At 49.7% G+C, this 24,620-nt stretch carries 24 protein-coding genes and 2 pseudogenes; 15 read left to right on the forward strand and 11 right to left on the reverse strand.

The annotated features are described in order from the left end of the window. The first annotated feature begins 97 nt into the window (after window positions 1-97). The gene (uvrA, locus tag D5085_07070) at window positions 98-2,923 is read left to right on the forward strand and encodes an excinuclease ABC subunit UvrA (protein ID QEP42905.1); all 2,826 of its coding nucleotides are present in this window, start codon (window positions 98-100) and stop codon (window positions 2,921-2,923) included. Here the strand turns inward: uvrA and D5085_07075 are convergent. Genes D5085_07075 through D5085_07085 form a run of 3 tightly spaced genes read right to left on the reverse strand, consistent with a single transcriptional unit; the run spans window position 2,906 to window position 6,828 of the window. After that, window positions 2,906-5,068: a DNA helicase II gene (locus tag D5085_07075; GenBank protein ID QEP42906.1), complete on the reverse strand. Its 2,163-nt coding sequence runs from the start codon at window positions 5,066-5,068 to the stop codon at window positions 2,906-2,908. The two genes, uvrA and D5085_07075, sit on opposite strands and share 18 nt — an antisense overlap. A 23-nt stretch (window positions 5,069-5,091) precedes the next feature. Further along, on the reverse strand, window positions 5,092-6,525 hold the full coding sequence (locus D5085_07080; GenBank protein QEP45083.1) for a DUF4080 domain-containing protein: 1,434 nt from the start codon (window positions 6,523-6,525) through the stop codon (window positions 5,092-5,094). Between the two features lie 21 nt (window positions 6,526-6,546). Then, the gene (locus tag D5085_07085; GenBank protein QEP42907.1) at window positions 6,547-6,828 is read right to left on the reverse strand and encodes a hypothetical protein; all 282 of its coding nucleotides are present in this window, start codon (window positions 6,826-6,828) and stop codon (window positions 6,547-6,549) included. 124 nt (window positions 6,829-6,952) lie between these two features. Between D5085_07085 and D5085_07090 the strand changes: the two genes are divergently transcribed. The 13 genes and pseudogenes from D5085_07090 to D5085_07150 all read left to right on the forward strand — a co-directional run bounded on the left by D5085_07090 (window position 6,953) and on the right by D5085_07150 (window position 16,044). Further along, window positions 6,953-7,762, forward strand: a complete 810-nt coding sequence (locus D5085_07090) for a tRNA threonylcarbamoyladenosine dehydratase (GenBank protein QEP42908.1) — start codon at window positions 6,953-6,955, stop codon at window positions 7,760-7,762. A 20-nt stretch (window positions 7,763-7,782) separates the two neighbouring features. Then, window positions 7,783-8,811, forward strand: coding sequence for a porphobilinogen synthase (gene hemB, locus D5085_07095; GenBank protein ID QEP42909.1), 1,029 nt, complete (start codon window positions 7,783-7,785; stop codon window positions 8,809-8,811). 64 nt (window positions 8,812-8,875) lie between these two features. After that, complete coding sequence (locus tag D5085_07100; protein QEP45084.1) at window positions 8,876-9,673, forward strand: shikimate dehydrogenase; 798 nt, start codon at window positions 8,876-8,878, stop codon at window positions 9,671-9,673. Between the two features lie 360 nt (window positions 9,674-10,033). After that, window positions 10,034-10,303 (forward strand): DUF4351 domain-containing protein, encoded by a 270-nt coding sequence (locus D5085_07105; GenBank protein QEP42910.1) that lies wholly within the window; start codon window positions 10,034-10,036, stop codon window positions 10,301-10,303. An 80-nt stretch (window positions 10,304-10,383) separates the two neighbouring features. Continuing rightward, the gene (locus D5085_07110; protein QEP42911.1) at window positions 10,384-11,346 is read left to right on the forward strand and encodes a DUF4351 domain-containing protein; all 963 of its coding nucleotides are present in this window, start codon (window positions 10,384-10,386) and stop codon (window positions 11,344-11,346) included. Window positions 11,347-11,426: 80 nt separating this feature from the next. Further along, window positions 11,427-11,609, forward strand: a pseudogene (locus D5085_07115) (transposase). A 674-nt stretch (window positions 11,610-12,283) separates the two neighbouring features. Next, window positions 12,284-12,538, forward strand: a complete 255-nt coding sequence (locus D5085_07120) for an XRE family transcriptional regulator (GenBank protein ID QEP42912.1) — start codon at window positions 12,284-12,286, stop codon at window positions 12,536-12,538. Continuing rightward, window positions 12,477-13,121 carry a hypothetical protein gene (locus D5085_07125; GenBank protein ID QEP42913.1) on the forward strand — a complete coding sequence of 215 codons (645 nt, stop codon included), beginning with the start codon at window positions 12,477-12,479 and terminating at the stop codon, window positions 13,119-13,121. Before D5085_07120 ends, D5085_07125 begins: the two co-directional genes overlap by 62 nt. Window positions 13,122-13,489: 368 nt before the next feature. Further along, on the forward strand, window positions 13,490-13,765 hold the full coding sequence (locus D5085_07130; protein QEP42914.1) for a hypothetical protein: 276 nt from the start codon (window positions 13,490-13,492) through the stop codon (window positions 13,763-13,765). A 92-nt stretch (window positions 13,766-13,857) separates the two neighbouring features. Then, a complete protein-coding gene (locus D5085_07135) occupies window positions 13,858-14,151 on the forward strand; it encodes a BrnT family toxin (protein QEP42915.1) in 294 nt (97 codons plus the stop codon). Beyond that, on the forward strand, window positions 14,148-14,357 hold the full coding sequence (locus tag D5085_07140; protein ID QEP42916.1) for a hypothetical protein: 210 nt from the start codon (window positions 14,148-14,150) through the stop codon (window positions 14,355-14,357). Before D5085_07135 ends, D5085_07140 begins: the two co-directional genes overlap by 4 nt. Before the next feature lie 309 nt (window positions 14,358-14,666). After that, window positions 14,667-14,921, forward strand: coding sequence for an XRE family transcriptional regulator (locus D5085_07145; GenBank protein QEP42917.1), 255 nt, complete (start codon window positions 14,667-14,669; stop codon window positions 14,919-14,921). Continuing rightward, a complete protein-coding gene (locus D5085_07150) occupies window positions 14,899-16,044 on the forward strand; it encodes a type II toxin-antitoxin system HipA family toxin (GenBank protein QEP42918.1) in 1,146 nt (381 codons plus the stop codon). The genes D5085_07145 and D5085_07150 overlap by 23 nt, the downstream gene beginning before the upstream one ends. A gap of 411 nt (window positions 16,045-16,455) precedes the next feature. Here D5085_07150 and D5085_07155 read toward each other — a convergent pair whose 3' ends face one another. The 5 genes from D5085_07155 to D5085_07175 form a co-directional block, all read right to left on the reverse strand. Continuing rightward, entirely contained in the window at window positions 16,456-17,505 is a 1,050-nt protein-coding gene (locus tag D5085_07155; protein ID QEP42919.1) for an IS3 family transposase, read from the reverse strand. Beyond that, on the reverse strand, window positions 17,502-17,945 hold the full coding sequence (locus D5085_07160; GenBank protein ID QEP42920.1) for a hypothetical protein: 444 nt from the start codon (window positions 17,943-17,945) through the stop codon (window positions 17,502-17,504). Before D5085_07160 ends, D5085_07155 begins: the two co-directional genes overlap by 4 nt. Window positions 17,946-18,127: 182 nt before the next feature. Beyond that, complete coding sequence (locus tag D5085_07165) at window positions 18,128-20,044, reverse strand: hypothetical protein (GenBank protein QEP42921.1); 1,917 nt, start codon at window positions 20,042-20,044, stop codon at window positions 18,128-18,130. Continuing rightward, a complete protein-coding gene (locus tag D5085_07170; protein ID QEP42922.1) occupies window positions 20,028-21,920 on the reverse strand; it encodes a hypothetical protein in 1,893 nt (630 codons plus the stop codon). Before D5085_07170 ends, D5085_07165 begins: the two co-directional genes overlap by 17 nt. 57 nt (window positions 21,921-21,977) lie before the next feature. Further along, window positions 21,978-22,394 (reverse strand): prepilin-type N-terminal cleavage/methylation domain-containing protein, encoded by a 417-nt coding sequence (locus D5085_07175; protein QEP45085.1) that lies wholly within the window; start codon window positions 22,392-22,394, stop codon window positions 21,978-21,980. 327 nt (window positions 22,395-22,721) lie between these two features. On the opposite strand from D5085_07175, the pseudogene D5085_07180 reads away from it, so the two are divergent. After that, window positions 22,722-22,805: pseudogene (locus D5085_07180) on the forward strand (transposase). A gap of 70 nt (window positions 22,806-22,875) precedes the next feature. Here D5085_07180 and D5085_07185 read toward each other — a convergent pair. The 3 genes from D5085_07185 to D5085_07195 form a co-directional block, all read right to left on the reverse strand. After that, window positions 22,876-23,490, reverse strand: a complete 615-nt coding sequence (locus D5085_07185; GenBank protein QEP42923.1) for a cation transporter — start codon at window positions 23,488-23,490, stop codon at window positions 22,876-22,878. A 182-nt stretch (window positions 23,491-23,672) separates the two neighbouring features. Beyond that, window positions 23,673-23,885, reverse strand: a complete 213-nt coding sequence (locus tag D5085_07190) for a hypothetical protein (GenBank protein ID QEP42924.1) — start codon at window positions 23,883-23,885, stop codon at window positions 23,673-23,675. Window positions 23,886-24,011: 126 nt separating this feature from the next. Further along, window positions 24,012-24,611: a hypothetical protein gene (locus tag D5085_07195; protein ID QEP42925.1), complete on the reverse strand. Its 600-nt coding sequence runs from the start codon at window positions 24,609-24,611 to the stop codon at window positions 24,012-24,014. Window positions 24,612-24,620: the final 9 nt, after the last annotated feature.

The following is a 24,620-nucleotide window of genomic DNA, read 5'->3' on the forward strand; positions in this document are numbered from 1 at the left end:
TCTCAGGTTACCCTCTTCCAAAAAAATTGATCCACTTAAATTTGCCACTACCGGCTACTCAGCGTACCATTGCCTGTTTTCTTGACGGATTAAGCCAATGGATTCGATTCGCATTGAGGGTGCCCGCACCCACAACCTGAAAAACATCACCCTCGAACTGCCGCGCAATCAACTGATTGTGATAACTGGCCTCTCCGGCTCCGGCAAGTCGTCGTTAGCGTTTGATACCCTCTATGCCGAAGGACAGCGACGCTATGTCGAGTCGCTCTCCGCCTACGCGCGACAATTTCTATCGATAATGGAGAAACCCGATGTTGACCATATTGCAGGGCTCTCGCCAGCGATTTCGATTGAGCAGAAATCGACCTCTCACAACCCCCGCTCCACTGTCGGCACTGTCACTGAAATCTACGACTATCTGCGGCTACTATTTGCACGCACCGGTGAGCCACGCTGCCCAGAGCACCAGCAGCCGCTAAGGGCTCAAACCGTCAGTGAGATGGTCGATGAGATTTTAGCCCTGCCCGACGGGAGTCGGGTCGCGCTATTAGCGCCGGTGGTCAAAGAGCGCAAGGGGGAGCATGCGCAGCTATTAGAGCAGCTACGGGCACGCGGCTTTGTACGGGCACGAATGAATGGCGAGCTGTGTGAGCTAGACGATCCCCCTAAACTGGCGCTGCGAAAGAAGCATACCATTGAGGTGGTGGTCGATCGGTTCAAAATTCGCCCCGATATTCAGACTCGGCTCGCCGACTCATTAGAGACGGCATTAGAGTTAGCCGATGGCGTCGTCCTGCTAGCCCCGCTCGATCATAGCGCCGATCACGCCATTGAAGAGCGACTCTTCTCCGCCCGCTACGCCTGTCCCCACTGTCACTACTCTCTGACCGAATTAGAGCCACGACTCTTTTCGTTTAATAACCCTGCCGGTGCCTGCCCTACCTGTGATGGTTTGGGCCATGAGCAGTTCTTTGATCCGGCTAAAATCGTCGTTAACCCCGATCTAAGCCTCGCCGCTGGCGCAATTCGTGGCTGGGATCGCCGTAACGGCTACTACTACCAACTCCTCAAATCACTCGCTAACCACTATCAATTCGATATGGAGAGCCCCTTTAATGAACTCCCCGATGCAGTACAGCAGGCGGTCTTGTTTGGCAGCGGCAAGGAGAAGTTGGAGTTAGTCTATCAGAGCGCTCGTCTAGGGGAGCAGCGTAAAATCGCCCCCTTTGAGGGGGTCATTCCCAATATCCGCCGCCGTTACCGCGACACCGACTCTCTCGCGGTACGGGAGGAGCTGGCCAAGTTTTTAAGCCACCGCCTCTGCCCTGACTGTGGTGGTAGTCGCCTCCATCAAGGGGCGAGAAATGTCTTTGTTGGCCAACACACCCTGCCGCAAATGAGTGAGATGGCGGTCAGTGATGCGTTAGTGGCGATGGAGCGGCTCCACCTCGATGGCTGGCGCGGCGAGATCGCCACTAAAATCGTCAAGGAGATTGGCGCTAGACTACAGTTTTTGGTGAATGTCGGCCTCGACTACCTGACCCTGTCGCGCAGTGCCGACACTCTCTCTGGCGGCGAGTCGCAGCGTATTCGGCTCGCTAGCCAAATTGGAGCCGGTCTGGTCGGGGTGATGTATGTCCTAGATGAGCCCTCTATCGGCCTCCATCAGCGCGATAACGAGCGGCTATTGCAGACCCTGTTCCATCTGCGCGATATAGGTAACAGCGTCATTGTGGTCGAACACGATGAGGAGGCGATTCGCTCCGCCGACTATGTGGTCGATATCGGCCCCGGTGCTGGCGTTCATGGCGGTGAAGTGGTCGCCTGTGGCACCTTGACGGAGATTATGGCGAGTGACCACTCCCTCACCGCCGACTACCTCTGTGGACGCAGAGCGATAGCGGTGCCTACTGAGCGCACAGCGGCGACTCAGGGCTACTTGGTGCTTAAAGGGGCAACGGGCAACAATCTAAAGCGGGTAACCCTAGAGCTGCCGATTGGCTTGATGAGCTGCATTACCGGCGTCTCTGGTTCGGGTAAATCGACCCTCATTAACGACACCCTCTACCGCTATGCGGCTAGGGCGATTAATCGCAGCGGCGAAGAGCCGGCCCCAGTCGAATCGGTCAGCGGAATGGATCAGTTTGATAAGGTGGTCGATATCGATCAGAGTCCGATAGGGCGAACCCCCCGCTCCAATCCGGCGACCTATACCGGCATCTTTACCCCGATTCGTGAACTCTTTGTCGCCACCCCCGAGGCGAGAGCTAGGGGCTATACCCCGGGACGATTTAGCTTTAATGTCAAAGGGGGGCGCTGCGAGGCGTGCCAAGGCGATGGCATGATCAAAGTGGAGATGCACTTTCTGCCCGATGTCTATGTCCCCTGCGATATCTGCCACGGCAAACGCTATAACCGCGAAACGCTAGAGGTGCTCTATAAAGGGCGGACGATTCATCAGGTATTGGAGATGACGGTAGAGGAGGCGCGAGATTTTTTTGATCCTATTCCAGTGGTCGCCCGCAAACTACAGACGCTAATTGATGTCGGTCTGACCTATATTAAACTCGGACAGAGTGCCACTACCCTCTCGGGGGGGGAGGCGCAGCGGGTGAAGCTCTCCCGCGAGCTCTCTAAACGGGATACCGGCCGCACCCTCTATATTCTTGATGAGCCGACCACCGGGCTCCATTTTCACGATATTCAGCTACTGCTGCAAGTGCTCCACCGTCTGCGCGACCACGGCAATACGATCGTCGTTATTGAGCATAATCTCGATGTGATTAAAACGGCCGACTGGATTATCGATCTCGGCCCTGAGGGGGGATACCGCGGGGGGGAGATTATCGCCACCGGCACGCCAGAACAGATCGCGGCGATGGCACACTCCCATACCGGCCACTTTTTAAGCAAAATCATCTAGCCGCTCTAGTCTGGCCATCGACGCCATCAGCCACTTTACCTCACCACTCTCAAACGCCACTTGCAGCCGCAGTTTAGCGCCGCTCCCCTCAGCTTGAACCACGACCCCCACACCAAATTTGGCGTGCCGCAGTCGCTCTCCCATCTGCCACGCCTCCTCTTCTCCCGCTTGAGAAAAGAGCCGTGGCCGGCTCACCTCACCACGAAGCCGGATCTCCTGTAGTCGCTCGGCCGGAATCTCATAGACAAAGCGGGAGAGCCGATTGAGTCGCAGTTCACCGAAGAGCCGCCGCTGTTCAGCCCAGGTGAGCAGTAGCTGCTGCCGCGCTCGGGTCATGCCGACATAGCAGAGTCGCCGCTCCTCCTCGACTCTCCCCAGCTCTTTGAGCGCCATTTGGTGTGGAAAGAGCCCCTCCTCCATACCGGCTAGCACCACACAGGGAAACTCTAACCCTTTAGCCGAGTGGAGCGTCATTAACTGAACTGAACTCTGCCACTCATCGGCCTGCCCCTCGCCCGCCTCTAGGGCGGCGTGGGCTAGAAACTGCTGTAAGGGGGTAAACTCATCACCCGCCTCTTCGGGGAGAAACTGCTGCGCCGCGACCGCTAGCTCATCCAGATTCTCTAGCCGGCTGCGCCCCCTCTCCCCCTTCTCACGGCTAAAGTAGTCGATTAACCCGCTCTGTTCGACCACTGCCCTTACCCGCTGCCCTAAATGGTCAAAGGGCAGCTCTTGTCGTGGCAGTGCCTGAATGAGTGCCATAAAACTGCGCAGGGCGTTAGCCGCTCGGGCGGGGAGGCTCTCTTGTGCTAGTAGCCTCTCTGTCGCCCGCCATAGGCTGATCTGTTCGCTACGCGCCCGCGCTCGTAGCTGCTCGATCGTTTTAGCTCCAATGCCACGAGGCGGCTGGTTGACCACCCGCTCAAAGGCGCTATCGTCATGGGGGTTGCTCCCTAAACGGAGGTAGGCTAGGGCATCCTTAATCTCCGCCCGCTCAAAAAAGCGCATTCCGCCGTAGATACGGTAGGGGATGGCGGCCATCAGTAGCGCCTCCTCCAGTACCCGCGACTGCGCGTTAGAGCGATAGAGAATCGCAATCTCATCGCGTGCAATCCCCTGTTGCAGCCACTGCTCAATTCGTTCGGTAATATATCGCGCCTCCTCCTGCTCATTAAAGGCGCTGTAGAGCTGTAGCGGCTCCCCCTCGCTATCGGCTGTCCAGAGATTTTTCCCCAGCCGCTCGCTATTATGGGCAATCAGATGGTTAGCCGCAGCGAGAATATGGCCACTAGAGCGGTAGTTCTGCTCTAGCCGCACCAGTTCACACGGCGCAAATTCGTGCTGAAAACGGTGGATATTTTCGATTTTAGCCCCGCGCCAGCCGTAGATCGACTGGTCATCATCCCCCACCGCGAAGATGCCAAGCGACTCCCCAGCCAGTCGCTGTAGCCAGCGGTACTGAATCGTATTGGTATCCTGAAACTCATCGACCAATAGGTGGGTAAAGCGGCGCTGGTAGTGGGCCAAGGTCTCTGGATTCTGCCGCCACAGCTCGTCGGCTCGTAGCAGCAGTTCGGCAAAATCGACCACCTGCTGCTGTTCACACAGCCGCTGGTAGTGGCGATAGATCTCGACTCCCTGCTGTAAAAAGGGGTCACCCCCCGCCTCAATCGACTCGGGATAGCGGCCCTCATCCTTCTGGCTGTTAATAAACCACTGCATCTGTTTCGGCGGGGTCTGCGCCTCATCTATAGTAAGCTCGCGCAGAGTTCGTTTAATGAGCCGTAGCTGATCGTCACTATCGAGGATCTGAAACTCCCGACTTAACTTCGCCTCCTGCCAGTGGGCACGCAGCAGGCGATGAGCGATGCCGTGAAAGGTGCCGATCCAGAGGGAGCTGGTCGGCATCTCTAACAGCCCCTCTAGCCGCTGGCGCATCTCCCTCGCCGCTTTATTGGTAAAGGTGACCGCCAAGATAGAGTGGGCTGAGGCCTCAGCAGTGCGAATCAACCAACCGATGCGGTGGGTTAAGACTCGCGTCTTACCACTACCGGCTCCGGCTAGTACTAGCAGCGCTCTCGACTCGCTGCAGACCGCTTCGCGCTGGGCGCTATTTAGCGGCTCAATTAAATCACTAATATCCATACCGTTATCGTACCAGAGTTTGCCTAGTTCGGCTCTGATTGTAGCCAGCGAGGGAGTCTATCACCACTGTGTCGATAGTCCTCAGCCAGCGCCTGTCGCAGCCGTTTCGGCGCAATAGCAACCTGTTCGCCATAACGCCACAATAGCTCGAATTGGCGTAGGAGGGTTATTTTATGGGTCTGCCTTGTGGTCTCATAGAGCCAATCGCTGAGCGCCAGAAACTGTGCAAAGGGGTTATCCTGTAAAAAAAGCGCCAAGGTGTGCCGAAAATGGCCACGGTTGCCCAGCATCTCCCAGTAGCGTCCGAAGCGGCTTAACCGCTGTAGGGTAGCAAAGTTAAGTTCACTGGTGGAGATCACCGTATAGGGCGGGTAGGGGAGATAACGCATCTGCCACGGCTCATCTTGGGCCACGATGGGGGCTCCGCGCAGCCGCTTCAGTACCCCTACCTGAATTTCGGCTACCTGCAACGACCAGAGGGTATTGAAGCCGGCGGCAATCGATTCGAGTGACTCCCCCGGCAGGCCGATAATCAGATCGGTATGGAGGTGGATCTGCTGCTGCTGTAGCCAGGCTAAATTGGCCACGGTGCGCTCATGGCTCTGTTTGCGTTCAAGCCGCTGCAGCACCTGTGAGTTGAGGCTCTGAATGCCAATTTCAAACTGTAATACCCCGCTCGGAAAACGGCTAATGGTCTGTTTAAGCCTCTCTGGTAGGTGATCTGGAATGAGCTCAAAGTGGAGCCTTAGCCCCGCAGTTGCCCACGGCAGAAAGTGCTCTAAAATCGCTACCGTGGTGGCAGGTTTTAGGTTAAAAGTTCGGTCAACAAATTTGAATTGACGCACTCCGCGCTGCCATAAGCGGCTCATGGCGGCCAAAAAAGGTGCTAAGGGAAACGATACCGCCGTTCTATCGAGCGCTGAGAGGCAGAATTGGCACTTAAATGGACAGCCTCTGGAGGCTTCGACATAGATTAGCCGATGGGCAATATCTGCTCTGTGATACCCCTCATAGGGGAGCTGTAACTGAGTGAGCTTCGGCGCGGGCGCGGCAATCACTCGCTGCGGCGGCGGTTTGTCGGCAAGAAGCTGCTCACACAGCGCGGCAAAAGCGAGATCGGCCTGACCGGTAATAAGATAGTCGGCAGCGGCGACAAGCGGCTGCTGTTGCCACTCGTAGCTGACTTCAGGCCCTCCCAACACAACCACCACCTCAGGGGCTACGCACTTGACTAGCTGTACGATCTCGGTCGCTAACGCCACATTCCAGATATAGACGCCGATACCGATAATCAGCGGCTGTTGAGCTAATAGCTGTTCAACAATATCGACCGCTCGCTGATGGATAGTGAACTCCCGCAGCTGTGTACGGGAGCGTAGCCGCCCCATCTGCGCCCACAGATAGCGCAATCCCAATGAGCTATGAGAGTAACGCGCATTGAGGGTAGTTAGTAGAATCGGGGCATTAGCAGACAAAACTTAGTCGAGATACTTCTCGTAGATCACATCCAGCACTTTTTTAGTCGGCTCATTATAACAGCCGCTAGAGAGAATGGTGCCTAGCTCCTCAAACCACTCCTGACTAACGGTTGTATCGTCCTTTTCAGCGCTAATATAGCCATCGAGCCAGAACAGAACCATCGCAGCAGTCTCTTCACTATCGATATCTCCACAGGTAAACTCGGCCATATCATACTCCCAAGCGTGGGCGGTAAACGGTAGCGCCAGCGCCAGAGCTAGACCACATAACTGCTTTTTCATTGCAAGACCCCTTAATTACAGAGAAAATGTTGTGTATTAACCTCAAAACCCGCTCGGCTAGCGCCGAGCACCGGTATCATACCCCAACATTTTGGCTAGGCGCTAAAGATATTTTCCACTCACTATGCAAGATGACTATCAACAACGCTTCGGTGGCATTACCCGTCTCTACGGTCAGTTAGGCGCTGAGGCTCTACAGCAGGCCCATGTGGCGCTTATTGGGGTCGGCGGCGTCGGCTCTTGGTGTTGTGAGGCTCTGGTGCGTAGCGGTATCGGCGCACTCACGCTTATCGATCCGGACGATATCGCCCGCTCCAATACCAACCGTCAACTCCATACCCTAGAGACGACCCTAGGGCGGAGCAAAGTAGCCGTTATGGCCGAGCGCATGGCTCTGATTCACCCCCACTGCGATATTAACGCGATTGATGATCGCCTCAGTATAACCAACATCGGGCGGCTGCTTCCGGCCGGTGTGACGGTGGTAATCGACTGTATCGATAGGGTTAGCATTAAGGCGGCTCTCATTGGCCACTGCAAAGTGCATAGACTCCCTATCGTGACGACTGGCGGGGCGGGGGGGCAGATCGAGCCCGCTAAAATTGGTGTGGTCGATTTAAGCCGTACTAGCTGTGATCCCCTCGCGGCCAAAGTGCGTGCGCTACTGCGCCGCCACTACCACTTCCCCCGCAACCCGAAACGCAAATTTCAAGTCGCCTGTGTCAGTTCGACCGAGCAGCCACGCTACCCTACCATCGATGGCGCGACCACTTTTCGTAAACCTAGCAGCGCCGCGACCACGCTCGATTGTCAAACGGGCTATGGAGCGGTTACCATGGTCACCGCCAGCTTCGGACTCCATGCCGCAGCTGAGGCGGTGCGTCTAATCATCCAACAGCCAGCATTAGCCAGCCACGCAATTGATGCAAATTGAGGATAATTGAGGAGTAAGTGATGACACAAACTATCGATACCCGCCGCGGTGCCTTCCCTTGGGTCAGAATGCGCCGTATGCGCCGTGATGACTTTTCTCGCCGCCTGATGCGTGAAAACCGCCTTAGTTGCGACGATCTAATCTACCCTATGTTCGTCGTTGAGGGGAGTCGTGAACGCCAGCCGGTAGCCTCCATGCCGGGCATTGAGCGGCTCTCGATCGATCAGCTACGAGCAGAGGCCGAACGACTGCTCCAGCTCGGCATACCGATGATCGCGCTGTTTCCGGTCGTCCCCACAGAGAAGAAGAGTCTTGATGCCGCCGAAGCGTTCAACTCCGAAGGGTTAGTTCAGCGTGCCGTGCGGGCACTCAAACAGGAGTACCCTGAGCTTGGTATTATGACCGATGTCGCCCTCGATCCCTTCACGACCCACGGCCAAGATGGTATTACCGATGAGAGCGGCTATGTGGTTAACGATTTAACTAGCGAAATTTTGGTACGGCAGGCGGTCTCCCACGCCGAGGCGGGTGCCGATGTGGTCGGCCCCTCCGATATGATGGATGGTAGAATTGGGGAGATTCGTGAAGGGTTAGAGCGCTGCGGTCATATCCATACTCGTATCCTCTCCTATGCGGCCAAATACGCCTCCGCCTTCTACGGCCCGTTTCGTGAGGCGGTCGGCTCGGCCACCCGTTTAGGCAGCGCTGATAAGCGCAGTTATCAGATGGATCCGGCCAATCTCAACGAAGCGATGCATGAGGTCGCGCTCGATCTCGATGAGGGGGCTGATATGGTGATGATAAAACCCGGCCTCCCCTACCTCGATGTGATTCGGGCGATAAAAGATCAGTTTGCCGTACCGACACTGGCCTACCATGTCAGCGGTGAGTATGCGATGCTCAAAGCGGCGGCTCAACATGGCTGGCTCGATGAACGAGCGACAGCGATGGAGCTGCTGCTCTCATTTAAACGCGCCGGCTGTGATGCCATCTTGACCTACTACGCCAAAGAGGCCGCCGAATGGCTGGCTGAAAGCGCACCACATTAAACTTAAGGATAGTTCAACCGTGTCACTACTCGACTTCGATGCTCCTCCGGCGCGTTATGCCGTCATGGGTAATCCGATTAGCCACAGCCGCTCGCCCCAAATTCATCAGCTCTTTGCGCAGCAGTGTGGCGAACGGATCGACTATAGCGCTATTTTAGTCGATTTAGGCGGCTTTGCGCAGGCAGTCGGCAACTTTCACGCCAGTGGTGGTCGGGGGCTCAATGTCACTGTCCCCTTTAAAGAGGAGGCATTCGCGCTAGCCGATACGCTCACCCCACGCGCCCGACTTGCTGGGGCGGTCAATACGCTGCTGCTACACGATAATCACGCCATTGAGGGCGATAATAGCGACGGTGTCGGCCTAGTCACCGATCTCCAGCAAAATCAACAGCAGACTCTAGCGGGTAAGCGGATACTGATTTTAGGTGCCGGAGGGGCGGTGCGCGGTGTGCTCGGGCCAATATTGGAGCAGCAGCCCCTCCATATCACCCTTGCTAACCGCACCCCCTCTCGTGCCGAAGCGCTAGCTGAGCAGTTTCAGCCGCACGGAAGTATCAATGGGGGGGGCTATGAGGCGCTCAATCGTGTCGCGCCGTTTGAGATTATTATTAACGGCACCTCGGCCAGTTTAGCAGGCGAACTACCGCCACTACCCGACAGTCTGCTGACAGGGCAGAGCTTCTGCTACGATATGATGTATAGTGCCGAACCGACCCCTTTTATGCGTTGGGCAGCGGAGCGAGGGGTTCAGAGCAGCGACGGGCTCGGTATGCTGGTCGAGCAGGCGGCCGAATCGTTCTGGCGCTGGCGCCAAAAACGGCCACAGACTAAAGCGGTCATTGAGCAGATTCATTCGATGTGAGCTACTTTGAAGAGAAAGCAACATCGCCTAAAACAGACATCTGAAATAGCTCTTTAAATCGGATAGCTTCAACTCTGATTGACTAAAATAACAGACAAAACTAAACTAAGCCACCGTTATGACTCATATTTTAGACAAAAAAGAGGGGGGGTAGATGGATTACGCCGAAATTGGTCAAACAGTGGTTGTTACGACTGGCCTTGTTCATCTCTTCGTCAGCTCCCCTCCACCCCCTTCCCGCTGGGAGAGGCGGAGAGGAAAGGCGAGGGAATCATGCCTCATGAGGGTGACGAGACGATGAACAAAACCCGGGTTTCGTAGGGGCTACCGGGGCGGCTACCCGGAGTGGACCTGCCGGATATGGGCGATCTACTGGAGGTGAAAACGGTGTTAGCTGAAAGAGTGATTGAGTGGACTGAAGAGTGGAAGTTGCAGGGGATGGAGCTGGGTCAATTAAAGGGCGAAGCTGCCGTACTGGAACGACAGCTGCGCAAGCGATTTGGCGAGTTACCCGATGAGCTGCGGAACCGTCTCCATAGCGCAACACTTGCAGAGCTTGAGTGCTGGACAGATAGAGTATTGGATGCCCCAACACTAGAGCAGGTACTTGTGAGCGTGGACTCCGCGTAGGTTGGGCAAAGCGCAGCGTGCCCAACAAGGGTAGAACGCTACACAATTGTTGGTTAAACGATAAACAAGCAACGGGGAAGATGGGGCAACACGATAACAGCTATAAGCTGCTTTTCTCGCATCCGCAAATGGTGCGGGATCTACTGACCGGTTTCATGGATGAAGAGTGGGTGCGCCAACTCGATTTAAGCACCCTAGAGAAGATGAGTGGCAGCTATGTCGCAGATGATCTACGCGACAGAGAGGATGATATCATCTGGCGGGTTCGGTTTAAGGGGCGCTGGCTCTACCTCTATCTGCTGTTAGAGTTTCAATCGAGTATCGATAAATGGATGTCGGTGCGGGTGATGACCTACCTGGGTCTGCTCTATCAGGATTTGATTCATCAGGGCCGGTTAAAGAAGAAGAAAAAGTTACCACCGGTGTTACCGATAGTGCTCTACAATGGTCGGGATCGGTGGTCGGCAGCGACCGATATTGCCGATTTAATCGAGCCGGCTCCGCTGAAACTGCAAGCGTTTACCCCAAAGCTACGCTATCTGTTAATTGATGAAATGGCGATAGACGAAAGTGGCCCTTGGTCGGTGCAGAACTTAGTCGCCGCGCTGATTCGATTAGAAAAGAGCCCGACGCCACAACAGTTACAGCAGGTGATCGGCGCATTAGTTGAGTGGCTACATGAGCCGGAACAGAGTTCGCTCAGGCGAGCTTTTGTGGTCTGGATTAAACGGGTGTTACTACCGGGACGGCTACCCGGAGTGGACCTGCCGGATATGGGCGATCTACTGGAGGTGAAAACGGTGTTAGCTGAAAGAGTGATTGAGTGGACTGAAGAGTGGAAGTTGCAGGGGATGGAGCTGGGTCAATTAAAGGGCGAAGCTGCCGTACTGGAACGACTACTGCGCAAGCGATTTGGTGAGTTACCCGATGAGCTGCGAAGCCGTCTCTATAGTGCAACGCTTGCAGAGCTTGAGTGCTGGACAGATAGAGTATTGGATGCCCCAACACTAGAGCAGGTACTTGTGAGCGTGGACTCCGCGTAGGTTGGGCAAAGCGCAGCGTGCCCAACAAGGGTAGAACGCTACACAATTGTTGGTTAAACGATAAACAAGCAACGGGGAAGATGGGGCAACACGATAACAGCTATAAGCTGCTTTTCTCGCATCCGCAAATGGTGCGGGATCTACTGACCGGTTTCATGGATGAAGAGTGGGTGTGCCAACTCGATTTAAGCACCCTAGAGAAGATGAGTGGCAGCTATGTCGCAGATGATCTACGCGACAGAGAGGACGATATCATCTGGCGGGCTGGATGAGTAGGCCGTGGGAGCCTCCCCCACAGCCTCTTTAGTGGGTGTTATGGGGTAGATCTATGCTTCTCGTAGCACCTTCCAACTCTGTCACACCCGGCAAATCCCGGCCACCCGCGTTGATCCCCTGAGGCTGTTTTAGAGATAATTGAAAAGCGTATTGATCATCAAAGTGCCTATACTGAAACTGAGTATCTGATGAAATCCAGCAATAACCAAAAGAGACTAGACAAAGCAATCAAAGATATTCGTAATGGCTTGTTTGAGACAAAAGAGTTAATTGATGATTAGCTGGCACTTAAAGGCATAGAAAAACTCGCTTCAACCGGTTCAGGTGGCATTATAGGGTAGTGCTTATTTTTCATAAGCTTCAATTAGAGTAACCAAAATCTCCATCTCATCCGCCTCTGGTGTTCCACTTTTTGCTTGAAATACCTGTTCTAATTGATAAAACGCCTCTTTTAGATCATCATCCGTTCTAATTAGTTTAATAGTCATTAACAATCTGTTTTTTGCTCCACATTAATTTAGTCATATTATATATGTGTACGCACCACATAACTAACCCCTAACCCCTAACCCCTAACCCCTATTTGACTAAAATAGCAGACAAAACTAAACTAGGCCACCGTTATGACTCATATTTTAGACAAAAACAGAGGGGGTGGTAGATGGATTACGCTGAAATTGGTCAAACAATAGCGCAGTTACGCAAAGCGAAACGGATATCGCAGCAGCAGTTGTGCCGCGATATCCATATTGCCCGCGCAACCCTGAGTAATTTTGAGCGGGGTGTGAGCCCCGATATCGGCCTAAGAAAGGTGCTGCAAATTCTCGACTACCTTGGACATGAGCTGGTGACTCGTGAGCGCTCTCCCTTTCCGGTCTTTGAGGAGCTGCTGCGTGAAAAGCACTCTGGCCGTTAAAATTAATCACCAGTTAGCCGGTACGCTGCTGTGTGAGTCGGGTAGCTATCTCTATCGCTACCATACTACGCAGCCGGATCAGTTTATTTCGTTAACCATGCCGGTAAGAGTGGCGGACTATCAATACCATCGGCTCCACCCGCTGTTTGAGATGCATCTGCCGGAGGGGTATCTGCTGGCGGTTATCAAAAAGCACTTGAGTAAAGTCGGGTTTAAGGACGATTTTGGGCTGCTACAGCTAATCGCCCCCTCGATCCGTGGCCGGATCGCTTTTGGGGAGAGTCGATATCCAGCCGAACAGTTAACCTTAGATGATCTGCTACACCCTCATCGTGGCGATCTGTTTCAGGAGTTGGTTGAGCGCTTTGCGCTACACTCGGCGGTTAGTGGTGTGCAGCCGAAGGTGGTCACTTTAGTTAAAAATCGGGCTACTTTGAAGATGGAGCACTATATTGTTAAATCGTGGGGTAGTGACTATCCGCAGCTAGCCTTAAATGAGTATTTTTGTATGTCGGTGGTTAAGCGGGCCGGTGTCGCGGTACCCGATTTCAGAGTATTCAGCTTCAGCGTCGTTTCAAATTGAGTCAACGCTTGGCGGGCATCAGCGTCGCAGGCGAAGTTTTACTTGCATAGCTTGGTAAATGCCCTCAACTCAGCCAGACTTTGTTTGCCACACTGTTTATTGATAGTTTTCTGCGCACGCTGGTATATTTCAGGGTTTTGGGCTGGACAGAAGATGCGGGGTTGATATACTTGTTTGGGTAGATAGCCAGAGCTTTGTGAATGATCAGCGATTTCTGGTGATCCGGCTAATTCCGGAGTTAACCCGTTAGCTAATCGCGGTTTTGGCTGTCAGGAAGAGGAAATAGACGGGCCTGAAACCGAGTTATACGGATCGGATTAATAATTTGTTACCACCAACAGAGATAAACTAGGCATAAAGAGATCAAAATGGCAAAATTAGGCTCAAAGAAAAGACCGATTATTGTTCGCGTGCATACTGACGAAAAAGCAAGATACGTTGCCGAAACATGTGCTGAGCATGGATGGCACTACATCATTGAATTTGAACTAGACAAGCCAGAATATATTTCGGACTTAGATAAATTGTTGAATCCGGCTCAACCGGCGGCATCAATAAAAATTGGTGGAAATGAACCTTGTCCATGTGGTAGTGGCAAGAAATACAAGAAATGCTGCGGTTCTTCGGGTTTATTGATCGCGTGAATAAAGTACTAACTAAAAGCTAAAGCGGACGCGCTAAGGGCGCGCACCGCTGAGCTTAAGTATTATATATAAAACACATAGAATAACCAACCATGAAATTTGAATGGGATATAGGAAAAGAGGCGATAAACATACAAAAACACGGGGTTTCTTTTGAGGAGGCTTCCTATGTTTTTGCAGACCCTTTTGCATTAAATAGCTATGACGATGAACACTCTAACGACGAAGACCGATGGATACTGTTGGGTAAATCGTTAAACGAGATTATTCTGATTGTTGTTCATACATTTAAAACAGACGATGCTACCGAATTTGTAAGAATTATTAGTGCCAGAAAAGCGACAACGAGAGAAAAGCAGATGTATTACGAGAGGTGTCCCAAATGAAAGATGAATATGATTTTACCAACGCAGAGCAGGGAAAATTTTACAGACCCTTGGAAGAGTTAGATGTTCCGATCTATTTGGATAAAGAAGTTAAGGCTTTTTTTGTTCAAAAATTGCGAACAAAAGGACAGCACTTTTCTTTAAATGAGATCATTAACGCCCTGCTAAAAAAAGATATAGAGATTTCTGCCAAACTGACGAGTTAGGCATAACAACAGGAGCCCACCCCCATGCCCCCCCATCGCGGCGATGCTGGGGTAGGCAATCCAGTTCCAGCGCCAAGGCTTGATTAATATTTCAGATGAACTTCAACAAAAGATCACTAACTTTGCGACCTTTACCGGACAAACACCAGAGCAGGCTGTTTTAGAGATAATTGAAGAGCGTATTGATCATCAAAGTACCTATACTGAAACTGAGTATCCCCTAACCCCTATTTGACTAAAATAACAGACAAAACTAAACTAAGCCACCGTTATGACTCATATTTTAGACAAAAACAAAAGGGGTGGTAGATGGATTACACTGAAATTGGTCAAACAATAGCGCAGTTACGCAAAGCGAAACGGATATCGCAGCAGCAGTTGTGCCGCGATATCCATATTGCCCGCGCAACCCTGAGTAATTTTGAGCGGGGTGTGAGCCCCGATATCGGCCTAAGAAAGGTGCTGCAAATTCTCGACTACCTTGGACATGAGCTGGTGACTCGTGAGCGCTCTCCCTTTCCGGTCTTTGAGGAGCTGCTGCGTGAAAAGCACTCTGGCAGTTAAGATTAATCACCAGTTAGCCGGTACGCTGCTGTGTGAGTCGGGTAGCTATCTCTATCGCTACCATACTACGCAGCCGGATCAGTTTATTTCGTTAACCATGCCGGTAAGAGTGGCGGACTATCAATACCATCGGCTCCACCCGCTGTTTGAGATGCATCTGCCGGAGGGGTATCTGCTGGCGGTTATCAAAAAGCACTTGAGTAAAGTCGGGTTTAAGGACGATTTTGGGCTGCTACAGCTAATCGCCCCCTCGGTCCGTGGCCGGATCACTTTTGGGGAGAGTCGATATCCAGCCGAACAGTTAACCTTAGATGATCTGCTACACCCTCATCGTGGCGATCTGTTTCAGGAGTTGGTTGAGCGCTTTGCGCTACACTCGGCGGTTAGTGGTGTGCAGCCGAAGGTGGTCATTTTGGTTAAAAATCGCGCTACTTTGAAGATGGAGCACTATATTGTTAAGTCGTGGGGTAGTGACTATCCGCAGCTAGCCTTAAATGAGTATTTTTGTATGTCGGTGGTTAAGCGGGCCGGTGTCGCGGTACCCGATTTCTATCTTTCAGACGATCAACGGCTGTTTATTATGCGCCGGTTTGATCTGCTCGATGATGGCACGGTGTTGGGGTTTGAAGATATGTGTGCGCTACAGGCCAAACATCGGGATGAGAAGTATGACGGCAGCTATGAGCAGGTTGCTAAAACGATTCGTGCCTTTGTGTCGCCACAGTATAAAAAAGAGTCGCTGATTCAGTTTTTTAAAATGGTGGTTATTAATAATCTGTTACAAAACGGCGATGCTCATTTGAAAAATTTTGGCCTGATTTATAGTGGTGCAGATGCGGTTAAACTCGCGCCGGCTTATGATGTGGTCTGCACTACGGTCTATATTCGTAACGATTCGGCGGCATTAACGCTGTTAGGGAGTCGTAAGTGGTGGGGGAAGAAGCATCTGCTCCGGTTTGGGGTGGAGAGTTGTCAGTTGAGTTTGAGAGAGGCTAATGGTGGTTATGAGGAGTGTGTTGCGGCTTTGAAGGAGACGGTTGATGGGGTGGGTTTTGTTGGGGATGGTGATTTATTGTGGAGGGTTGTTGAGGGGGCTCTGTTCATTGTTTCGTCACCCTCATAAAAGGCATGACTCCCCCGTCTTTCCCCTCTACAATCCTCTCCCCCGCTATGCTCCGGAAGCTGTCAAGTAATTTGAGACCAGTTGTTAAAAAAATAAAGCTCTAAATCTAGCCGGTGATTGCCACTGCCCTCACCGGCAAATTTCGCCTATGTTGAGTCATGACGCAACAAGGAGCGAACATGACCCTCATGGCCCTTTGCCGCAAGAGCCAAGCCCTTCAGCAAGGGGGAGCTGCAAGGCGAACTGCAACCCCTAATCTAGGAACCTCCCTCCTGCACCGCGTTACCCACAGCCCGCCCCCCTACGATAATAAGGGGGTCTCCGGGGGGCGGGCTATGGATAACGCTCTGTCATTCAGCCACCACAACCGGCTAAAGCCATCGACGATAGACCCACTAGCGGCACCGTCACTCATCTCTCCTTCGCTCTATTCAGGGTTGGATAGTTGACCTCCAGCGACCCCACCCCCTCCTCCGGTAGAGCGGGGTTAATCCATACCTCAGTAGGGGGTTGCTTAACCTTGGGCTCACCATGAATAAAGCGTTTCGGATGCTGCTGATAGGCCTGCTTCAGCGCCTGTTCACGCTGCTCGCTAACCTCCTTGTAACGACCGGTAAATACCTGCTCTGGAGTGAACCACGCAATCCCTCGATGGTGGTGGTGGAAACAGTACCAGTCAACATAGTCACTAAACCATATTCTGGCATGGTCAACTCCTGTAAATCGTTGAGGATAATCGGGTTGTTGCTTGAGTGTTTTAAATTGACTCTCGCTAAACGGATTGTCGTTACTGACTCGTGGACGGCTGTGGGAGCAGGTGATCCCCAGTTCGGCCATCAAGTCGAGATAGCCTCTGGCGGTCATCGGCACACCTCTATCCTGATGCAGTGTTAAGCCACTGAGCGCGACCCGATAGCGAGCCGCTGCGTCACTGATTAACAGCTTGGAGAGCTCACTATTCTCCTTCCTTGAGACCATCCAAGCCACAATAAAACGGCTGTAGAGATCCATCACCACATAGAGATTCAAGAAGTTACCCTGCTCTGTGGTGGGAAGCTTAGTGATATCCCATGTCCAAACCTCATTCGGGCGGGTCGCCCGTAATCGGGGGATAGCGTGTGATTTGGCCGGTTTTTGAGCTCGCCGCTCTCCCGTCTGTTGATTAGCACGAAGGATCCGATACATCGTACTGATTGAACAGTAATATTTCCCTTCATCCAGCAGGCTAGCATAGATCTCTGCCGGAGGTTGGTCATAGAATCGTTCGCTGTTCAAAAGCCCCAGAACGGCTTGCCTCTCTGCCTCACTCAGCGCATTGGCTGCGACGGGTCTTGGAAGGCTCGCTCGGGGGGAGACAACCGGAGCCTGTCGGCGGTAGTAGCCTGCACGCGAGAGCGCTAGGCTATCGCAAGCGGCTCTTATGCTCACCGAACTGGGGCACTCTTTTTCAACTAATCTCATAAGCTTATCTCTGTGTTCATCTGCTCCAATAAGCTGAAGGCTTTTTTTTGGAGCGCAATCACCCCTTCGGTCTGCTGTAACCGTTGGCTAAGACGCTGAATTTCCTTCTTTAAACGCTCTATCTCCTTATCTCGCTTGTCTAGGCTCGGTTTGCGACCACTCTGTTTCCCTTTCAGGCCAGCCTGCCCCTGTGCTTGCAGTTGTCGGCGCCATTTGGTCAGATGGGAGCTGTAGATCTGCTCTTTGCGCAGCAGCTCGCCTAGCTGACCCGGCTCCTTGCACTGCTCTGCTTCTGCTAGGATCCGAAGCTTCTCTTCCTCACTAAATTTGCGGTAGGAGCGCTTCTCTTCATCGGGGTCGGTAACCTCGTTGGAGGGTAAAACGGTAGTATCTTTGGGCATCGTGTATCTCCTCTGTTGCCCCCCTGATTCTACATTCATTTCTCATCAGGGGTGGTCTCAGGGTATCTTGACACTCAGGGGCTCGGTATGCTGGTCGAGCAGGTGACCGAATCGTTCTGGCGCTGGTGCCAAAGGCGGCCACAGATCGGCGTAGTTTTAAGTTAGCCTTTAGAATCGCGGTGAGCACGCCACCGGAACAGAGGCTTTGTGCAGACGCCGCATTACTGGCCTGATGTTGTGATTGGGGATGGCGTTAACTGTTGGGCGACTCTGTTTAGTAGGCTTGAATAATCTTCATTAGCAAGGGTTGAAGCATGAAATCCCAACTGGTAATACTCTCTGGCTTGTTCTATCTGCTGGCTATCAATCAACCAAAGCGATGCCATAAGTGGTGCCATTGCTGCATCTGGATATTTTTCGAGTATCTTTCTAACTGTTGCGAGGGATTCGCTTTGCAAGAGATTTATCCATTGAAATCGAGCCTGTTGCAGCATCAATACAGCATCATAAGTCCCCCAAATCATGGGAAGTTTTGTGGCTTGATTAAGTAGCTCTATTATCGATTTATTTGGTACTTGACAGCGTTGGGTTAAACCCTCAGTTGCCAATGCCTCCAAATAGGTTAAAGCATAACCATCAAGTTTTGACGGGAGCGTAGAAATCAACTCATTTATCATATTATCGTTTATTTTTTTATCTCTTACACATAATACAACAAGTTGGTGAACTTTAGCACCATAACGATCACTGTTTCTCAATAACTCAAGTGCCATTTCATATTTTTGTTTATGAATAAAATTCTGAACTTTAACCTCCTTCATTCTCGGCGAAGATGGATTATATTGAAGTATATGTCCATAGAGTAATTGTTGAGAACTCCATACCATAGACAGGTAAAATGTCATCATTCCAAACAGAAAAATAGTAATAAAAAATATAATAGCTTTTACCTTATTGGTTAAGCTTAAAACGGACAAAAATAGAACCATGCAAGCTAATAATATTCCAAAACTTGGCAAATAGTTACGATGCTCAAACATAACTTCCAATGGAAAGATAGTTGATTCAAGGATATGTCCAGCAAAGAAAAAAAATAGCCCAAATGAAATTAGCGGCTGATATCTGAAGAGTAATAATGCAGAAACCGCAACCCCAACTATAAATATTAATGAGTATAATGTTGTCGGTGGGAATAGTAGAGAACTGGAGATAATAGTGTCATCATGCAAAAATGTGAACTTGGACAATGTAGGCATCAGAATCATGCTAATGTAACTACTGATCACTCTAAATTCGGTTAACAATCTCTCATTTAGCGTAAACTCCCTAAGTGCGTACCCTGAAATATAATTATTGAAGTTAAACAAAAGAAATAGACCACCAATCAAAAGTATTGATAATGCAAGATAAGTTTGCATCTTTTTGAGTTTTATATAATGCTGATGATATGGTATGGTGATATTTATAATGAGTATAAAAAGAGGTAGCAGTACTCCACTTTCCTTACTTAATAGAGCTGCAGGGAAACAGAGTAACCAAATTAAAATCAGATAGGGTGTTGTTTGTTTATGGTTTAGCTTCTGTTGCTGCAAGCAGTAGAGAATATGGGCGTAGAGAGTTAAAGCGAGAAACACCCATAAGGCAGAGAGTTGGGTCATACGCTGGACAGTATAGAGCACAGTGCTAACGTGGATTGGGTGTAGCAACCATAGCGTAGCCACCATTAACGCAACAATTTTTAGTTGATTCGTGGATATTGTCCACCCATTTGGTTGACTGGCTTTAAGCTGGAATAATTGTAATAGCCGCAAAGTGAACAGATATATGATAACGCCAATAAGAGAGTGGAGTAAAAGATTGGTCAGTTTCCAACCAAATATTTGATCGCCAAATAACCAAGCCGAGAAAGAGAAGCTTAGCATAGATAAAGGCCTGCCTAATTGACCACTATCACTCCATAGGGTACTAGCCAATACGCTACCACTCTGACTGAAAAATCGCTGTAACTCTTTTTGATCATCTAAAAGTAAAGGGCCAAATAGACCATTAAAATAAATAAGCCCGACTAAGATAGTGACGGAGGCGAGCACTACCCAATGAAAATTAGCAACGATAACTGGCTTAATTAATTTGATCATATAACTCTGGAATATCTTTAAATAGTTGACGATATAGTTGTCGTTTGATACCAAAATAGTCATCCTGCAAAATATTGTCTAATTGTGTGATTGCCGCCGTTTTTTGGTTGAGTTGATAAAGCATACTAATTAGCAATGCGGTGTTTTCTGGTTTTTGCTGTACGCTTACCGATTCGAAGGCTAATTGGAGTGCGTTTTGGTAATTTTGGAGCGAGTAATAAAAATATCGGCTTAACTCGAATAGAATAATCGATTTAACTTTTGCTGAAATTTTTTGGCTACTAAGTACCGGTTCAAAAATAGTTTGCACCTGCCCTGCTGTAAATTGACAGAGCTGTTCTATTTGACATTTTAACATCTCTATAAGAGTTGTTGCATCGGTTGCACGAATAGGGTTAAATGTAAAAAAGCGTCTAACATCTGCAATAATTTGTTCGTCAATTTTTTGATCCTCAAACTGGGACTGTAACTTCAAAATTCGTAGTAATGGAGTAATACTGGAATTATTTATTGCATATAGTATTGTATTCTCATTTATTGCTTGTTGATACAGTTTATCGCTATCCTCTTCAACGATAGCTTGATTATAATATATCGAAGCCAACTTATATTGTGTAGCGTAAGTATTAGGGTAAGTTTGATTGAGGTAATTTAAATAGATATCATAGTCACTCCAAACAGAAACCATACTAAGTAATGTGAAACCATTTAATCCAATATACATCCCAACGATAACAACACAAATTTTTTTAGATAAAAACTGTTTGATTTTTATCAATCCAAGCAATACCAAAAATAGAATACCAAGAGAGGGCAGATAGTTGCGGTGTTCATAAACAAGCTCCAATGGAAAAATAGTTGACTCAAGCAGATGACCAAACAAGAAAAACAGCACCCCAACTGCAATATAACGGTTCAATAGTCCCGAAACTAATAGGGCTAATAATCCTAATATAGCAGCAGCCGTTGTCCAAGGATTAGTCAAAGATTGAGAAAGAGGGAAATCAACATAGATAAAACGAAACAGCTCAGTAGAGGGAAGAATAATTTGTTGCAAGTATAGAAATAGCACTCTAGTTTCGGTAAGAAGACGCTCCTCCAAGCTAAACAGAGAACTACCGTAAGCGAGATTTAGGTAATCCCCACTAAAAACAAGATATAGCGCAGTAATACCAGGGATAACAACAAAGAGAGTAAAAAATATCGTTAATTTACTATTAACCCTACTTTCATCTCCTTTGTAGAGTAGAATCTCTAATGCAAGACAGTAGAGGGGAAGTAGCGCAGCATTCTCTTTTGAAAAGAGCCCCAACACAAGAGAGGTAATAAACCCAAATAGATATAAGGCAGCAGATTTTAAGGTTGTACTGGTACGAAATTTAAGATAACAGAACAACCCTGTTAAAGTAAAAAGAGCTGAAAAAAGAACCATTCTCTGTACTGAGTAGAGCACAGTGGAGTGGTGAATAGGATGGAGAACCCATAATGCAAAAATTATCAGCACAAACCAATGATATTGTTGTGGCTGATGTGCTCTATTTTTGGTTTCAAGCTGGTAAATAATTTGATTTAATAACAGCCACAATAGCAAACTATTGCATAAATGAATGGCAATATTAACTAACTTAAAGTGCCATGGTTCTATTGTTTTAAATATAAAATAATTTAATGCAAATGATAGGGCGCTAATAGGTCTTTTAAGCAGGCCGCTATCATTAGAGAGCGCTGCCGCAGCCAACTCACCTATCTCATTAGCTTGAATCTGTGTTTTATTTACAATATTAGGAAAATCATCGTGAATAAAAAACCCAGGAAAACTGGCAGAATAGATTGATATTGATATAGTTAAAATAACAAAAAACGAAATATATCTCATCTCTTAAAATTAAAGAGGTTCTTTTACGAACCTCTTTAAATCGATTTAACTATCTAATTAGCATAGACCGGTAGTGGCACAAGTTCCACTCATCGTCCAAACAATAGTATTATTTTGAACAGACGCTGTCATAATATAAGTCGCACTATCTAATGTTCCTACCGCTGTGGCTGTAATTGCGCCACCTGTATAAGAGACAGAAGTAACATTTGGACCAGCTGCTGCGTTAGCTAGGTTCACACCAACTTCGGTTGAAGTATCGCAATCAGCTAAAGCACCAGTGTTAATGGCAGCCTTTGTTTGATAGCAGAGCTCAACTGCCTGCTTGATAGACGAAGCGGCTAGAACAACTTCCGAAAATTTAGCCCGCTTAGTATAAGTCTGATAAGCCGGCAAAGCCACAGAAGCCAAAATACCAATAATCGCAACCACGATCATCAATTCGATAAGGGTAAAACCCTGAGTTTTCTTGATAGTCATCATAATAATCACCTTTTGATTCAAAAAATTTAGCTAAATTGAGAACTTTGACATCCTGTCAGATTATTCCATGTGCCAACTTAAAGCAGGTTCTGTGCCAACATAACAGCCACCGATTCTGTGACCGATTTAACGCTATTGAGCGCAACTGACAAAAAATGGCAGCCCACGACTGACAATTTTTGTCAGTTTGAGCCGTAATTAGGAGAGATGTCACGGTAATAGGGGTAATCTAAAAGAGCTACCCCGAAATCAAAACAGACGGCTAAAACGAGTCACTCGATAACAGAGCTCAATCGGCAGATGGGTAAAAGACCCACCTGTTTCGATGGGGTTGTATTACAGGCGGATCAGAATGCTGCGCAAAATGTGCTAACTAGGTTATCTGACCCTGATATTGATCGGTAAAACCGCCATAAGCAACTTTGCTATAGAGGCCCAATTAACAGACCATTAACTGTTAACTGCTCCCTGTTCAGGCTGCTGTACGAAGCTCAGCCATAGCTGACGAGATGACTCGAATCGAAGAGCGCAATAGCAGCCATGCAAGAGCTAGCGCCACCACAACATCAGGCCAGCCCGATCCGGTGTACCAGACCGCTCCAGCCGCAATAAAAACCGATAGATTTGAAGCGATATCGTTTCGTGAACACTCCCACACCGAACTCATATTGACATCTTCGTGCCGATGCCGCCAAAGCAGATAGAGACAGAGAGAGTTTGCGACGAGCCCGAGAAGACTAAACACCCCCATGACCTCAAAGATAGGCACGCTCGGAACGAAAAACCGGTAGATGACTTGGGCAACCACGAAACAAGCCGCTAAGAAAATTAACCCCCCCTTAAATAGCGCAACCTTAGCCTTTACGGTACCACTTCGAGAGACAGCGTACAGACTAAGAGCGTATGTCAAAGCATCCCCAAGATTATCAAGACTGTCGGCGAGCAGCGCCGTTGACTCTCCATACAGCGCAGCTACCACAATAACCACAAACATAACGCCATTAATGCCGAGCACAGCCCGCAGAGTTCCCCGCTGTCTTACGCGAAGGGCATCCACTGCGCAATGGTTATCACAGCAACCACTCACGCTACAAACTCTCTTGGCCAATCCAACACAATCAAGCCAACATACTCAGTTTTTTTACTTGTATGACCCTGAGCAACGACTGCTCTACTCTCCGTTTCCAATGTCATCATTAATTACCTTTATCTTTATCTTTATCTTTGCTCTGTTAATTACTCCATGGAGACTAACTCAATTTTAAGCCGTTAAAAGTGGCGGTTCTTTTTTAAACCGATCCGCTCCCGTACCGAGCGGCTGAACTGGATCAGCTTGGCAGTCTCCAGCACCCGACTACGGATCATCGGCGGTACTTCGACCTGCAGATAGTCCCACTGCTCCTTAGCCGTCGCATGTTCGAGCAAAATCACAGCATGCTCCTCCGCCGAGAGACTTTTCTTTTTGACAACAGCATGACCCACCTTTTATCTGCTCCTTCAAATGGTTAAGCCAATAGATATCGAATAGCGGTTATAAGCTAAAATAGCCTCACCGGCGGTGATTATCGCCGTTTTGGCGTGATTTAACCAGCCAATTATATAGTCCAATCAACAGTGAGTATAGACGCCTTGATCATTATCACCCCGAAAGTAGAAGTGGTGCCATGGAGTAGCAGTCACTTGGCCTAACTGCTCCATTAGCTGAGGAGAGGGGATCGCTTCACTTTCGAAGACCCCCCAAATTTTAACAAAGCTGTGGCCAAAGGCGGCCGACTTTCGCCATGGAGTGGTGAGCAGGTCGTGTGGCTGGTGGCACTGTTCACAATACCACCGACTATCGAGAGGAGAGTGCTGCCACTGCTCTATAAAAGGCCGCCAAGCAGCAGTGGCGTGTTGACACTCCCGACAGCGTAACGGTTTCACATTCTGCCCGCCGATGAAAGCGAGCTGAGCAGAGGATTGCAGCTCAATATGGCAAAACTCCTCGCCGGTAGCACCTAATTCACCGAGAGCGACCACCGGCGAGCAGCCGAGAAAGGTGAGATGGTCAAATAGCTTCTCCCCCGGACGATAGTGGCTCTGCCCCCGAAACAGCAACGGCGTGCTAATGAGCTGTAGCTGTTGCAGTAGCGGCTCTATCTGCTGTGATAGGTTGAGTCGCTGCTGCGGATCTCTAGGAGTGAGATAGAGAATATTATCGGTTGACACATATTAGCC

Source organism: Ectothiorhodospiraceae bacterium BW-2 (assembly GCA_008375315.1).
Lineage (GTDB): Bacteria > Pseudomonadota > Gammaproteobacteria > Thiohalomonadales > Thiohalomonadaceae > BW-2.

What these genes read in the sequence shown, in the direction of transcription:
- uvrA (QEP42905.1), top strand. Translation starts at nt 98, where the DNA reads ATGGATTCGATTCGCATTGAGGGTGCCCGCACCCACAACCTGAAAAAC.
- D5085_07075 (QEP42906.1), bottom strand. Translation starts at nt 5,068, where the DNA reads ATGGATATTAGTGATTTAATTGAGCCGCTAAATAGCGCCCAGCGCGAA.
- D5085_07085 (QEP42907.1), bottom strand. Translation starts at nt 6,828, where the DNA reads ATGAAAAAGCAGTTATGTGGTCTAGCTCTGGCGCTGGCGCTACCGTTT.
- D5085_07090 (QEP42908.1), top strand. Translation starts at nt 6,953, where the DNA reads ATGCAAGATGACTATCAACAACGCTTCGGTGGCATTACCCGTCTCTAC.
- hemB (QEP42909.1), top strand. Translation starts at nt 7,783, where the DNA reads ATGACACAAACTATCGATACCCGCCGCGGTGCCTTCCCTTGGGTCAGA.
- D5085_07100 (QEP45084.1), top strand. Translation starts at nt 8,876, where the DNA reads ATGGGTAATCCGATTAGCCACAGCCGCTCGCCCCAAATTCATCAGCTC.
- D5085_07105 (QEP42910.1), top strand. Translation starts at nt 10,034, where the DNA reads ATGGGCGATCTACTGGAGGTGAAAACGGTGTTAGCTGAAAGAGTGATT.
- D5085_07110 (QEP42911.1), top strand. Translation starts at nt 10,384, where the DNA reads ATGGGGCAACACGATAACAGCTATAAGCTGCTTTTCTCGCATCCGCAA.
- D5085_07120 (QEP42912.1), top strand. Translation starts at nt 12,284, where the DNA reads ATGGATTACGCTGAAATTGGTCAAACAATAGCGCAGTTACGCAAAGCG.
- D5085_07130 (QEP42914.1), top strand. Translation starts at nt 13,490, where the DNA reads ATGGCAAAATTAGGCTCAAAGAAAAGACCGATTATTGTTCGCGTGCAT.
- D5085_07135 (QEP42915.1), top strand. Translation starts at nt 13,858, where the DNA reads ATGAAATTTGAATGGGATATAGGAAAAGAGGCGATAAACATACAAAAA.
- D5085_07140 (QEP42916.1), top strand. Translation starts at nt 14,148, where the DNA reads ATGAAAGATGAATATGATTTTACCAACGCAGAGCAGGGAAAATTTTAC.
- D5085_07145 (QEP42917.1), top strand. Translation starts at nt 14,667, where the DNA reads ATGGATTACACTGAAATTGGTCAAACAATAGCGCAGTTACGCAAAGCG.
- D5085_07155 (QEP42919.1), bottom strand. Translation starts at nt 17,505, where the DNA reads ATGAGATTAGTTGAAAAAGAGTGCCCCAGTTCGGTGAGCATAAGAGCC.
- D5085_07160 (QEP42920.1), bottom strand. Translation starts at nt 17,945, where the DNA reads ATGAATGTAGAATCAGGGGGGCAACAGAGGAGATACACGATGCCCAAA.
- D5085_07165 (QEP42921.1), bottom strand. Translation starts at nt 20,044, where the DNA reads ATGATCAAATTAATTAAGCCAGTTATCGTTGCTAATTTTCATTGGGTA.
- D5085_07170 (QEP42922.1), bottom strand. Translation starts at nt 21,920, where the DNA reads ATGAGATATATTTCGTTTTTTGTTATTTTAACTATATCAATATCAATC.